General features: G+C 71.7%; 10 protein-coding genes and 1 pseudogene. 1 reads left to right on the forward strand and 10 read right to left on the reverse strand.

Going from position 1 to position 12,931, the window contains the following annotated elements; genetic code table 11:
* Positions 1 to 441, reverse strand: a pseudogene (locus PV343_RS07750) (LysM peptidoglycan-binding domain-containing protein); the annotation flags it as partial.
* A gap of 403 nt (positions 442 to 844) precedes the next feature.
* The gene (locus PV343_RS07755; RefSeq protein WP_319146278.1) at positions 845 to 2,953 is read right to left on the reverse strand and encodes an alpha-galactosidase; all 2,109 of its coding nucleotides are present in this window, start codon (positions 2,951 to 2,953) and stop codon (positions 845 to 847) included.
* A 172-nt stretch (positions 2,954 to 3,125) separates the two neighbouring features.
* Between PV343_RS07755 and PV343_RS07760 the strand changes: the two genes are divergently transcribed.
* Positions 3,126 to 3,923 carry a tyrosine-protein phosphatase gene (locus tag PV343_RS07760; RefSeq protein ID WP_319146043.1) on the forward strand — a complete coding sequence of 266 codons (798 nt, stop codon included), beginning with the start codon at positions 3,126 to 3,128 and terminating at the stop codon, positions 3,921 to 3,923.
* Positions 3,924 to 3,930: 7 nt separating this feature from the next.
* On the opposite strand, the gene PV343_RS07765 is transcribed toward PV343_RS07760, so the two are convergent.
* The 8 genes from PV343_RS07765 to shc form a co-directional block, all read right to left on the reverse strand.
* Positions 3,931 to 4,053: a DUF6126 family protein gene (locus PV343_RS07765; protein WP_020943391.1), complete on the reverse strand. Its 123-nt coding sequence runs from the start codon at positions 4,051 to 4,053 to the stop codon at positions 3,931 to 3,933.
* The gene (locus PV343_RS07770; protein WP_319146044.1) at positions 4,050 to 4,661 is read right to left on the reverse strand and encodes a helix-turn-helix domain-containing protein; all 612 of its coding nucleotides are present in this window, start codon (positions 4,659 to 4,661) and stop codon (positions 4,050 to 4,052) included. Before PV343_RS07770 ends, PV343_RS07765 begins: the two co-directional genes overlap by 4 nt.
* 74 nt (positions 4,662 to 4,735) lie before the next feature.
* Entirely contained in the window at positions 4,736 to 6,121 is a 1,386-nt protein-coding gene (locus PV343_RS07775) for an aspartate aminotransferase family protein (protein ID WP_319146045.1), read from the reverse strand.
* Complete coding sequence (gene dxs / locus PV343_RS07780; protein ID WP_319146046.1) at positions 6,118 to 8,019, reverse strand: 1-deoxy-D-xylulose-5-phosphate synthase; 1,902 nt, start codon at positions 8,017 to 8,019, stop codon at positions 6,118 to 6,120. The genes PV343_RS07775 and dxs overlap by 4 nt, the downstream gene beginning before the upstream one ends.
* A 41-nt stretch (positions 8,020 to 8,060) precedes the next feature.
* On the reverse strand, positions 8,061 to 9,176 hold the full coding sequence (ispG, locus tag PV343_RS07785) for a flavodoxin-dependent (E)-4-hydroxy-3-methylbut-2-enyl-diphosphate synthase (RefSeq protein WP_319146047.1): 1,116 nt from the start codon (positions 9,174 to 9,176) through the stop codon (positions 8,061 to 8,063).
* Between the two features lie 4 nt (positions 9,177 to 9,180).
* Positions 9,181 to 10,203 (reverse strand): adenosyl-hopene transferase HpnH, encoded by a 1,023-nt coding sequence (gene hpnH, locus PV343_RS07790; RefSeq protein ID WP_319146048.1) that lies wholly within the window; start codon positions 10,201 to 10,203, stop codon positions 9,181 to 9,183.
* A gap of 5 nt (positions 10,204 to 10,208) precedes the next feature.
* Positions 10,209 to 10,850, reverse strand: coding sequence for a 1-hydroxy-2-methyl-2-butenyl 4-diphosphate reductase (locus PV343_RS07795; RefSeq protein ID WP_319146049.1), 642 nt, complete (start codon positions 10,848 to 10,850; stop codon positions 10,209 to 10,211).
* Complete coding sequence (gene shc, locus PV343_RS07800) at positions 10,851 to 12,923, reverse strand: squalene--hopene cyclase (RefSeq protein ID WP_319146050.1); 2,073 nt, start codon at positions 12,921 to 12,923, stop codon at positions 10,851 to 10,853. It abuts the gene before it with no gap.
* Between the last annotated feature and the right edge of the window lie 8 nt (positions 12,924 to 12,931).

The following is a 12,931-nucleotide window of genomic DNA, read 5'->3' on the forward strand; positions in this document are numbered from 1 at the left end:
GGCCGGCTTCGGCCGCTGCGCCGTCCGCGAGGCCGCGGAGGGCTCCGTGTGCGCCGCCGCCTTCGCGCCGAGGGACAGCTCGAGGCCGGGGTGGATCAACGACGGGTCCGCGCCCACGGCCTGCCGGTTGTCCTCGTAGAGGCGCTGCCAGCCGCCGCTGACGTGCTGCTCGTCGGCGATCCTCGCCAGGCAGTCACCGGTCTTCACCGTGTAGCTGCGCGCCGCCTGGTCCGACCGCGCGGCGGCCTTCCCGGCAGCCGCCTTCTGCACGGCCGGAAGGGACTGGGCGGTTGTCCCGGAGACGGCCCCCGGCGTGGCGGCGTGCGCTCCGGCGGCCCCGATGAGCGGCAGGGCCAGTGCGGCACCGCCGGTTCCGGCGGCGGCGACGGCACGGCCGAGACGCCGGTTCCTGGGGCGTCGGTGCTTACCCTTCGCGGGCATGGCGCGTTCCTCTCCGGCGCCTGCGAGGTGAGCTGTCGGGTTCGGGCTGGAACCGCCCGAATCCCCCGCTCCTGCCGAACACGGGTCATGTGTGGGGACTCCGGGCGGCGGCAGGATTCGGCGTTCCGTCCGGATTGGTGGCGAACGTAAGCGAGCGAGACGCACCCGGACAAGCAACAGGTTCCCGGCTAGAGCGCCTCGGATGATCCAATTCGGGAATACACGGTCACACTCCGTGAATCCTCGATCGGTGAGTCCGGTCGAATCCCCTCGTCGGCGCCGGAATTACGTGCACATGACGCGCCACCCTCGGTCACGGCTATGACGCTCCTCACGCGCCCGGCACCCACCCTCCGCCAATCCGCACCGAGTTGGATGTAATACCGCGATTCGGACAGACGGGCTAGGCGCGGCGCAGCCGGAGGACCGTGGCGTCCAGGTCACCCTTGAGGCCGGTGCGCAGGCCGTGGTGCAACAGGACCGCACCCCGGTGCACTTCGCCCGTTTCGCGGCATTCGTACGATGCGTTCGGGTCGAGTCCGCGCAGCCGCAGCGCCGGCACCGGTTCGCCGAACCGCTGCGCCTGGAGGCAGGCGAGGACCACCGACTCGTCCCCGAGGACGTACTGGACGGCGCTCTGCCCGCCCGCCGGGGGCCGCAGCCGGTACTGCTCGCCCCGCTGGACGACCGGGCGTATCTCCTTGTAGAGCTCCACCCACCGGCGGGCCTCGGCCAGCTCCTCCCCGGTCCATGCGGTGAGGTCGCCGCCGACGCCGAGCACCCCGGCCATCGCACTGACGAAGCGGAACCGCAGCGAGCTGACCCGGCCGTTGAGCTGGGTGTTCGGGCTGTCGGTGACCCAGGCCGCCATCACCCGCGCGGGATGGATCTGGCTGAAGCCGTGCTGGATGGCGAGCCGGTCGAGCGGGTCGGTGTTGTCGGAGGTCCACACCTGGTCGGTGCGGCCGAGCACGCCGAGGTCGATCCGGCCGCCGCCGCCCGAGCAGGATTCGAAGGCGACCCCGGGGTGGGCGGCGCGCAACCGGTCCAGCAGCGCGTAGAAGGCGCGGACGTGGTCGATCCACAGGCGTTGCGGGTACGGCTCGCCGGGCCAGCCGGCGTCGGTGAAGCAGCGGTTGAAGTCCCACTTCACGTAGTCGATCGGGGCGCTGGACAGCAGGGCGTCCAGCTGTCCCCACAGGTACTCCTGGACGTCCTCGCGGGCGAGGTTGAGCACGAGCTGGTTGCGCAGCTCCGTCTGTCTGCGCCCCGCCTGGTACTGCACCCAGTCGGGGTGGGCCCGGTAGAGGTCGCTGTCGGCGTTCACCATCTCGGGCTCGACCCAGATGCCGAACTGCATGCCGAGCCCGTGCACCCGGTCCGCCAGGGGCTTCAGGCCGTGCGGGAAGCGGTCGGGGTTGGGCGTCCAGTCGCCGAGCCCGGCCCGGTCGCCGGTGCGGGCACCGAACCAGCCGTCGTCCACGACGAACAGCTCGACGCCGATGTCGGCGGCGTGCCGGGCGAGGGCGGTCTGCTGGTCCTCGGAGATGCCGAAGCCGGTCGCCTCCCAGGAGTTGAACAGCACCGGCCGGTCCCGCTCCGCGTCCGGGATCACGTGGTCGCGCTGGTAGGCGTGCCAGGTGCGGCTGGCCCCGCCGAAGCCGCCGTCGCTCCACAGGCCCGCGAAGACGGGTGTGGTGTACGACTCCCCCGGCTCCAGGAGCAGCAGCCCCGATTCGTCCCAGCCGGCGCCGCCGGTGATCTGCACACGCGCGTCGGGGAGTTGGGCCACGGCGATCCGCCAGGACCCGGACCAGCCGAGCGCGCAGCCGTAGACCTCGCCGCGCTCCTCGGTCGCGTCGGTGTCCAGCGCGACCCAGGGCAGGTGCTGGTGGCCGGTGTGGCCGCGGCGGCTGCCGATGACCTTCTCGCCGTAGGTGAGGGGGGCGGTGGTGAGCAGGGACTCGGCGGCCCAGCGGCCGTGCAGCTGGGACAGCCGCCAGCCCTCGCGCTCCGGCAGGGTCCAGGTGGCGGCGTCGGCCCGCAGCAGCTCCACGCGTGTGTCGCCGCCGTTGGCCACGGTCACCCAGCGCTCCACCACGTCCCCGCGCATCCGGTGGTGCAGGGTGATCGCCACGCCGTCGTCGTCGAAGCGCAGCCGCAGCTCGTCCGCGTCGGTGCCGGTGCCGGTAGGACCGCCGGTGCCGGACCCGGTCTCGCACGACACGAAGCGCCATTCGGTGCCGCGCCGTTCCCCGGTGCGCACGGACAGGGCGGGGCGGACGAAGCGGGGGCCGCCCTCGACGGGGTACTCCTCGCGGCCGTCGAGCGGGGACTCGAAGGGCCAGTAGCCGGGCAGCGGGCGCTCCGCCAGCCCCTCGGCGTCCGCGAGCGCGATTCGCGGCCCCCAGTGCAGGTGCAGCAACTCGTCCGCCTCGGTGAGGTGCAGGGCATAGCTGCTGGTGGGCCCCGAGAGGAGCCACGTACGACCGTCTTCGGCGATGTCCACCATCGAGACCTCACAGGTGTCAACAGATCCGCTCAAGTGCGAACATCATTAGGCCGACCGGCCCCCGCTGGCAACGCCTGTGGACAACTCATTGCCCGAGGAAATCGATGTCGTATCGTCGACGCAGTGCCCGTCGCCGAGCCGCGCCGGCGGGAGCGAGGCGTGAGGAGCCCCCGTGACGCAGCAGGTGCCGTCGACCGAGCCGGAGCTGGCCGCCGTACGCAACTTCCGTGACGTGGGCGGACTGCCGACCGTGGACGGGCGGCGGGTGCGGCACGGCGTGCTGTTCCGCAGCGGCCACCTCGCGCACGCCACCGCCGAGGACGCGGCCTTCCTCGGTTCCCTGGGCCTGCACACGATCTTCGACTTCCGCAACGCCGCCGACCAGAAGCTGGAGGGCCCGGACGTCGAGCTGCCCGGCGTGCGCAACGTGAACCTGCCGCTGAGCGACCCGGCGGACGGCGCCGAGTTCTGGAAGATGGTCCGGGGCGGCGACCTCGACCAGCTCCGCTCGATCCTCGCGGACGGCAAGGGGGCGGCCCGGATGGTCGCCTCGTACCGCGCGATCGTCACCCAGCGCACCGCCGAGCACTCCCGGGTGCTGCACGCGCTGGCCGAGGACAGCGTGCCGGCGCTGATGCACTGCGCGGCCGGCAAGGACCGCGCGGGCATCTCCATAGCCGTCACGCTCCTGGCCGTCGGTGTGGAGCGCGAGGCGGTGATCGCGGACTACCTGGAGTCCAACGCCAAGCACCGCCGCTACAAGGTGCGCCGCGCCGGCGACCCGGACACCGCGTACACGCCCGAGGTGATGGAGCTGCTCAGCCCCCTCTTCGACGCGCGCGCCGAGTACCTGTCGGCGGCCTTCGAGTCCATCGAGGAGACCTGGGGCGACCTCGACACCTACTTCGAGCAGGGGCTGCGGCTCACCCCCGCGGCCCGGGAGCGGCTGCGCGAGCGCCTCGTGGACTGAGGCCCGCTCAGCTCTTGGCGCCGAGCGCGAACAGCAGGTAGAGGAACGCGGCGAAGAGGTGGCCGACGGCGATGTAGATGATCAGCCGGACCCACAGCGAGCGGGGGAACTTCTCCTCGAAGTCGCTCATGGCAGCTCTCCAGTCGGGTGGCCCAGGCACAGCGTGGCCGTGGGGCTCTGCAGCAGGGTGTGGACGAACAGCAGCTCGACGCCGTCGTGGTCCTCGGCGGCGAGCCGGTGCGGGGTGAGCGAGTCGAAGTGCGCGCTGTCACCCGGCGCGAGCAGGTGCGCGGTGTCGCCCAGCCGCAGCCTGAGCCGCCCCTTGAGGACGTACAGCCACTCCTCGCCGGGGTGGACGCGCACGATGTCGCCCTGGGTGCCGTACGGCACCCGGACGCGCAGCGCCTGCATGCCGCGCCCGGAGGAGCCGGCCTGGAAGTAGGTCCAGCCGCCCGCGTGGGTCGGTTCCATGTCGGAGGCGCGTACGATCGAGTCGCGTTCGGCGACCGTCTCGCCGAGCAGGTCCGACACCGTCGTACCGTAGATGCGGGCGAGCGCGAGCAGCATCGGCAGCGAGGGCTGGCGCTGCCCCGTCTCCAGGCGGGACAGATGGGCGGGCGAGAGCCCGGCCGACCGGGCGGCGGCCTCCAGGGTGAGGCCGGCGCGCCTGCGCAGGGCGCGGAGCTGTGGGGCGACGGCGGGCAGCTCGTCCCCGGGCCCCGGCTCGGGAGCGTTCATGTCTCCATTGAGCCCGACTCTTGCCTCTGCGACAAATTTTTTGCCTCAGAGGCAAGAGCCTCGGGACCGGCACGTCAGCGGTTGGCCACCGCCTGCTTGATCAGGGTCTTGCCGAAGTCCCACATCAGGCCGCCGCCACTGTGCGCGTCGTCCATCACCGCCGTGAACGCCGTCACGAACCGGTCCACGTCGGCCTCGTCGACGACCAGTGGCGGGATGAGCTTGATCACCTCCAGGTGGTCGCCGGAGACCTGGGTGAGGATCCGGTGCCGCTGCAGCAGCGGTACGACGACCATCTGCGCGAACAGGCCCTTGCGCGCGGCCTGCAGCATGGTCCAGCGGCCCCGCAGCTTCAGCGACGAGGGCCTGCCGAACTCGATGCCGATCATCAGGCCGCGGCCGCGCACGTCGGCGAGGAGTTCGTAGCGGTCGACCAGCGCGGTGAGCCTGGACTTCAGCAGGTCGCCCGTGCGCCGCACCCCGGCGACGATCTGCTCGTTCTCCATGACCGACAGCACGGCGAGCCCGGCGGCCATCGCCTGCGCGTTGGACCCGAAGCTCGCCGAGTGCACCAGCACGCGGTCCATGGACGAGTAGACCTTCCGGAAGATCCAGTCCCGGCCGAGGGTGGCGCCGACCGGGACGTAGCCGCCGGACAGCGCCTTCGCCACGCACACCAGGTCCGGCTCGACGCCGTCCTCGTGCTGGTAGGCGTAGAAGTCGCCGGTGCGGCCGAGACCGGTCTGCACCTCGTCGGCGATGAGCAGCGCCTTGTGCCGGTGCAGCAGCTCCTGGGCGGCGCGCAGGTAGCCGGGCGGCGCCTCGTGCACGCCCTTGCCCTGGATCGGCTCCACGATGAGCCCGGCGACGTCGCCCTTCCTCAGTTCCCGCGCCAGGGCGTCGAGATCGCCGAGGGGTACGGCGGTGTCGGGCAGCAGCGGGGCGAAGCCGTCGCGGAAGCCGTCCTCGCCGTTGACCGACAGGGAGCCGGTGGTCAGGCCGTGGAAGGCGTGGTCGCAGTAGAGGATCCGCGGCCTTCCGGTGGCGTAGCGGGCGAACTTCAGCGCGGTCTCGACCGCCTCCGTGCCGCTGTTGCCGAAGAACACCCGGTCCAGGTGCGGGCTGTGCGCGAGCAGCCGCTCGGCGAGCAGCCCGGGCAGCGGCTGGCAGTCGAAGCGGGTGAGGTCGGCGAGGCCCGCGTCGAGGACGTCGTGCAGCGCCTTGCGGACGACCGGGTGGTGCCGGCCGAGGCCCATCACCCCGAACCCGGCCAGCATGTCCAGGTGGTCGTTGCCGTCCGCGTCGAAGAAGTGGGCCCCTTCGGCGCGTTCGTAGACCTTGTCGAAGCCGATGGTGTGCAGCATGCGCGGGAGCTGCGGGTTCAGGTACTTCGCGTGCAGCTCGTAGCGCTCGGCCCCGCGCTCGGCGAGGAGGGCGCCGAGATCGAACTCGGTGGTCATTCAGCTCTCTCCTTGACTGTGCCCCCCACGTCCCTGACGGCCGGGCTCGCACCGATCCGGCCGGCGATCTCGACGGGCGTGAGGCCGATGTCGGCCAGCACCTCGCCGCGTTTGGCGTGCGCGAGGAACTGCTCCGGGATGCCGAACCGCCGTACCGGCACGTCCACGTCGGCGTCCCCGAGGGCCAGCGCCACGGCCGAACCGACTCCCGCCGCACGGCTGTTGTCCTCGACGACGGCCACCAGACGGTGTCCGGCGGCCAGGCCCGGCAGTGCCGGGTCCACGGGTTTGACCCACCGCGGGTCGACCACCGTGCACCCGATGCCCCGGGCCTGGAGCAGCTCCGCGGCCTGGAGACACACCGGGGCCATCACCCCGACGGCCACCAGCAGCACGTCGGGGCGCTCCGCCCGGTGCAGCACGTCCATGCCGCCGACCCGGTCGACCGCCGGGATCTCCGGTCCGACGGACTCCTTCGGGAAGCGCACCAGGGTGGGCGCGTCGTCCACGGCGACGGCCTCGCGCAACTGGACGCGCAACTGCTCGGCGTCGCGCGGGGCGGCGATCCTGAGGCCCGGTACGACCTGCAGGACGGACATGTCCCACATGCCGTTGTGCGACGCCCCGTCGACCCCGGTGACGCCGGCCCGGTCCAGCACGAACGTCACTCCGCAGCGGTGCAGGGCCACGTCCATCAGCACCTGGTCGAAGGCGCGGTTGAGGAAGGTGGCGTAGACGGCCACGACCGGGTGCAGCCCGCCGGTGGCGAGGCCGGCCGCGGAGACGGCCGCGTGCTGCTCGGCGATGCCCACGTCCCACACCCGGTCGGGGAAGCGCTCGGCGAACCGGCCGAGGCCGACCGGGTGCAGCATGGCGGCCGTGATCGCCACGACGTCCTCCCGCTCCTCCCCGATCCGGACGATCTCGTCGCCGAACACCGAGGTCCAGGAGGGCCCGGCGGACGGGGTGAGCGGGGCGCAGGTCAGCGGGTCCATCACGCCGACGGTGTGGAAGTGGTCCTCCTCGTGCGCGAGGGCGGGTTCGTAGCCGCGGCCCTTCTCGGTGAGGCAGTGGACCAGGACCGGCCCGTGGAAGCGTTTCGCCCGGCGCAGCGCCGCCTCGACGGCACCGATGTCGTGGCCGTCGATCGGGCCCTCGTACTTCAGGCCCAGGTCCTCGAACATGCCCTGCGGGGCGAAGGCGTCCTTGAAGCCCTTCTTGGCGCCGTGCAGGGACTCGTAGACGGTGTGGCCGACGACCGGCGTGCGCAGCAGCACGTCCTTGCCCCAGGCGAGGACCTTCTCGTAGCCGTCGGTGGTGCGCAGGGTGGCCAGATGGCTGGCCAGGCCGCCGATGGTCGGGGCGTAGGACCGCTCGTTGTCGTTGACGACGATGATCAGCGGCCGGTCCTTGGCGGCCGCGATGTTGTTCAGCGCCTCCCAGGCCATGCCGCCGGTCAGCGCGCCGTCGCCGATGACCGCGACGACGTGGCCCTCGTCCCCCCGCACCTGGGTGGCCTTGGCCAGGCCGTCGGCCCAGCCCAGCGCGGTGGAGGCGTGGGAGTTCTCGATGACGTCGTGCTCGGACTCCTCGCGCGAGGGATAGCCGGACAGGCCGCCCTTGCCGCGCAGCTTGGAGAAGTCCTGACGTCCGGTCAGCAACTTGTGCACATAGCTCTGGTGGCCGGTGTCCCACAGGATGCGGTCGGCCGGCGACTCGAAGACCCGGTGGAGCGCGACGGTGAGTTCCACCACGCCCAGGTTCGGCCCCAGATGGCCACCGGTCCTCGACACCGCCTGCACCAGGAACTCACGTATCTCTTCCGACAGTTCACCGAGTTTCGCCTCGGACAGCGCCTTCAGGTCTCGTGGTCCCCGGATGGTCTCCAGAATCGTCACGCTGGGCCCCCTCTCGGTCCGTACCGTGCTGTGACCTCAACTCACTTCGCCTGCTCGGCGAGCTTCATGGCCTCCTCGATGAGGGTCTCCACGATCCTGGACTCGGGGACCGTCTTGACGACCTCGCCCTTGACGAAGATCTGCCCCTTGCCGTTGCCGGAGGCCACGCCGAGATCGGCCTCCCGGGCCTCCCCCGGTCCGTTGACCACACAGCCCATCACCGCCACCCGCAGCGGCATGTCCAGGCCGTCCAGACCGGCGGTGACCTCCTCCGCCAGCTTGTAGACGTCGACCTGGGCGCGGCCGCAGGACGGGCAGGAGACGATCTCCAGACCGCGCTGCCTGAGGTTCAGCGACTCCAGGATCTGGAGGCCGACCTTGACCTCCTCGGCCGGCGGGGCCGACAGCGACACCCGGATGGTGTCCCCGATGCCCTGGGAGAGCAGGGCGCCGAAGGCGACCGCCGACTTGATGGTGCCCTGGAAGGCCGGGCCGGCCTCGGTCACCCCGAGGTGCAGGGGGTAGTCGCACCTCTCCGCGAGCTGGCGGTACGCCTCGATCATCACGACCGGGTCGTTGTGCTTGACCGAGATCTTGATGTCCCGGAAGTCGTGCTCCTCGAAGAGGGACGCCTCCCACAGGGCCGACTCCACCAGCGCCTCGGGGGTGGCCTTGCCGTACTTCTGGAGCAGACGCCGGTCCAGGGAACCGGCGTTGACCCCGATCCGGACCGGCGTGCCGTGCTCCTTCGCGGCCCGCGCGATCTCCTTGACCTGGTCGTCGAACCTCTTGATGTTGCCCGGGTTCACCCGGACCGCCGCACAGCCCGCCTCGATGGCCGCGAACACGTACTTCGGCTGGAAGTGGATGTCCGCGATCACCGGGATCTGCGACTTGCGGGCGATGGTCGCCAGGGCGTCCGCGTCGTCCTGCGTGGGGCAGGCGACGCGGACGATCTGGCAGCCGGACGCGGTGAGTTCGGCGATCTGCTGGAGGGTGGCACCGATGTCGGAGGTCCGGGTCGTCGTCATCGACTGCACGGACACCGGGGCACCGCCGCCGACCGCCACCGGCCCGACCTGGATCCGCCGCGACGCGCGCCGCGGCGCCACCGGACGGGCCGGTACCTCGGGAACGCCCAGGGGGACGGCGGTCACGGCGTCACTCCCGGTTCCCGGAGACGGTCTCGCGCATGGCCCGCAGCGACTCCTTCAGGGAGCCCATGGTGGCGAGCACGGCCGTCGGCTCGTAGCCGCAGTGCGCCATGCAGTTGGCGCAGCGCGGGTCCTTGCCCCGGCCGTACTTGTCCCAGTCGGTGTCCTCGATGAGTTCGCGGTACGTCGGCACGTACCCGTCGCTCATCAGGTAGCAGGGGCGCTGCCAGCCGAAGAGCGAGTAGTTCGGGATCGCCCACGCCGTGCACGGGAAGTCGACCTTGCCCTCCAGGAAGTCCAGGAAGAGCGGGGAGTGGTTGAGCCGCCACTTGCGGCGGTTGCCGCCCGCGAACGCCTTCCGGAACAGCTCGCGGGTCTGCTCGACGCCGAGGAAGTGCTCCTGGTCGGGCGCCTTCTCGTAGGCGTAGGCGGGAGAGATCATCATCTCGTCGACCTGGAGGTCGTCGTTGAGGAAGTTGAGCACCTCGATGACGGTCTGCGGGGTGTCGGTGTTGAAGAAGGTCGAGTTGGTGGTCACCCGGAAGCCGCGCCGCTTGGCCTCCTTGATGGCCTCCACCGCCTCGTCGAACACGCCCTCCTTCGCGACGGACTCGTCGTGCCGCTCGCGCAGCCCGTCGATGTGCACCGCGAAGGCGAAGTACGGCGACGGCGTGAACTTGTCCATCTTCTTGCGCATCAGCAGGGCGTTGGTGCACAGGAAGACGTACTTCTTCCGGGCCACCAGCTGCCGCACGATCTCGTCGATCTGCGGGTGCATCAACGGTTCTCCACCGGCGATGGACACCATCGGCGCGCCGGACTCCAGCACCGCGCCCACGGCCTGGGCCACCGGCATGCGCTGCTTGAGCACACCGGCCGGATGCTGGATCTTGCCGCAGCCCTCGCACTTCAGGTTGCAGGCGAAGAGCGGTTCCAGCTCGACGATGAGCGGGAACTTGTCGCGCCTGCGGATCCTCTGTTCAGCCAGGTACGTAGCGACCTTGATGGACTGACGCAACGGCATGGCCATCTGGCTCACCTCCGGGGGAGCGGCAAAGAACGGTGCCATTCGAAAAACGCGGGAAGGATGGAACGGAGAACGCGGAAAGCGATGATCCCACCGCGCACCGTGCCGATCCGGACGAGTTCGTGTTCCGGAGCGTCCACGACCACCCGGACGGCCGCGACCGGGCGTTCGCCCGTGCGGACGGCGCTGAGCAGCGTGGCCGCCGACTCCATGTCGACCGCGATCGCGCCGGTCGCCAGCAGGTCGGACCGCTCCGGACCACGGACCACGTGGTCGGAGCCGGTGAGCGGGCCGGTGTGGACCGTGCGCCCGGGCAGCAGGCGCGCGAGTTCCTTCACCAGCAGATCGGTTCGTACGCACGGGACGGTCCCGCGCGGGTCCCGGGTCTCCTCGGCGACGACCAGGTCGCCGGGGTGCATGCCGGGGGCGAGTCCGGCGCAGAAGCCGGTGGCCACCACAGCGGCCCCGGTGACCGCGGGGCCGGCCAGCCGGCCGGTGACGGACCGTTCCGCCGCCCTGGGCCCCATGCCCGTGCGGAGGAAGGTGACCGGCCCGCCCGCACCGCCGCGGTCGCCGGTGCGCAGGGCGAGGTGCTCGATGCCGAGCGCGCAGGCGATCAGCAGCGGGGCCGGGGCGGGCTGGGCGTTCATTCAGCTCCCCTTGGCCTCGGAGCGGGACGGTGCGGCCTCGGTCACCGGGCGGCGCACCTCGGGCAGGTGCTTCCTGGCCGTGGCGAGCGGCGCCCGCTCGAAAGGGTCGCCGTGCAGGTACCGGCCGAGCGCGGTGAGCGGGAACACCTGCCGGTAGAGGTGGTAGTTGATGGAGAAGTCCCAGGGGAAGCCGGTGCCGGTGAAGTACGGCTCGTCCCAGGTGCCGTCCTCGCGCTGGGTCTCCGCCAGCCACCGCACACCGCGCTCGACGGCCTTGGAGTCCCGCTCCCCCGCCGCGAGGAGCGCCATCAGCGCCCAGCCCGTCTGGGAGGCGGTGGAGGCGCCGCGGCCGCTCCACTCCTTGGCGTACTTGTAGGAGCGCAGGTCCTCGCCCCAGCCGCCGTCGTCGTTCTGGACGCCCTCCAGCCAGGTCACCGCGCGCCGGATCGCGGGGTGGGAGCCGGGCAGCCCGGCCGCGGTGAGGGCGGGCACCACCGAGCCGGTGCCGTAGAGGTAGTTGACGCCCCAGCGGCCGAACCACGAGCCGTCCGGCTCCTGTTCGGCCAGCAGCCAGTCGATGCCTCGCCGGGTGCGCGGGTCGTGGGTGAGGCCCTCGGCGGCGAGCATCTCGACCACGTGCGCGGTGACGTCGGCGGACGGCGGGTCGATGACCTCGCCGAAGTCGCAGAACGGCAGCCGGTTGGGGAACGGGCTGGTGTTGTCGACGTCGAAGGCGCCCCAGGCGCCGTTGCGGGACTGCATCCCGAGGTTCCAGCGCACGGCCCGCCCGATGGCGTGGTCCACGCGCTCGGGGTCGTGGTGGCGGACCCGGCGCAGCGCGAGCGCGACCTCGGCGGTGTCGTCGATGTCCGGATAGTTGTCGTTGTGGAACTCGAACGCCCAGCCGCCGGGCGGCAGTTGGGGACGCTTGACGGCCCAGTCGCCGGGCCGGACGATCTCCTCGCCGAGCATCCAGTCGGCCGCTCTGACCAGTTGCGGGTGGTCGACGGGCAGGCCGGCGTCGACCAGGGCGATGGTGGCCAGGCAGGTGTCCCAGACCGGGGACTGGCAGGCCTCGATCATCCGGGCGCCGTCCTCGCGCCAGACGGCGAAACGGTCCAGCGACGCCAGGCCCTCGCGCATCACCGGATGCTGCAGGTCGTAGCCGAGCAGGTGCAGGGCGATGACCGAGTACACGGCCGGGGGCTGGATACCGCCCCAGCAGCCGTCGTTCTCCTGCCGTTCGACGATCCAGCGGGCGGCGGAGTTCATCGCGGCCCGGCGCAGCCGGCGCGGGACGACCTTGCGGAGCTGGTGCAGCGCCTTGTCCAGGCGCTGGAAGGCGCCGTCCCAGCTGGCCACCGGGGCGAGCGGCCGGTGCGGGTTGGGGTCGGCCGGGTCGGTGTGCAGCTCGTCCAGCCCGAACGGCGCCGGGCGTACCGGGCGCTTGGCCGAGACGACGGTGAGCGGCACGATGGTCTGGCGGGCCCAGCAGCCGAAGTCGTAGATGTTGAGCGGCATCCAGGTCGGGAACCAGATCAGCTCGGGCGGGAGTTCGGGCAGGTCCTCCCACTTCCACCAGCCGAACAGGGCGAGCCAGATCCGGGTGAAGACCCGGGCGGAGGCGATGCCGCCGCGCTCGCGGACCCAGGCGGAGGCCCTCGCCATGTGCGGGGCGTCGGGCGCGTCGCCGGCCAGGCGGAGGGCGACGTACGCCTCGACGGTGGTGGACAGTTCGCCGGGGCCGCCGTAGAAGGTGGCCCAGGTGCCGTCCGCGCGCTGCTCGCCCCGGATGAACTTGGCGGCGGCCTGCGTCGTCGCCTCCTCCTGGATGCCCAGGAACTGACGGAGCAGCAGGTCCTCGGCGTCCATCGTGACGTTCGTCTCGAGGTCGCCCTTCCACCAGCCCTGCGCGTCCTGGCGGGCCAGCAGGAAGTCGGTGGCGCGCCTCGCGGCGCGTTCGGCGGCTTCTTGCACCCCGGCCGCCGCGGGGGTGGTGAGGTCGGTGTGGCTGGCCGCGGCAGCCCGGGGCGGCAGGGTCGCCCCGGTGCTTCCGTCGGTCGTCGCTGTCATGGCTTCCC

The sequence above is a fragment of the Streptomyces sp. WI03-4A genome (assembly GCF_033792105.1).
Classification (GTDB): domain Bacteria; phylum Actinomycetota; class Actinomycetes; order Streptomycetales; family Streptomycetaceae; genus Streptomyces; species Streptomyces collinus_A.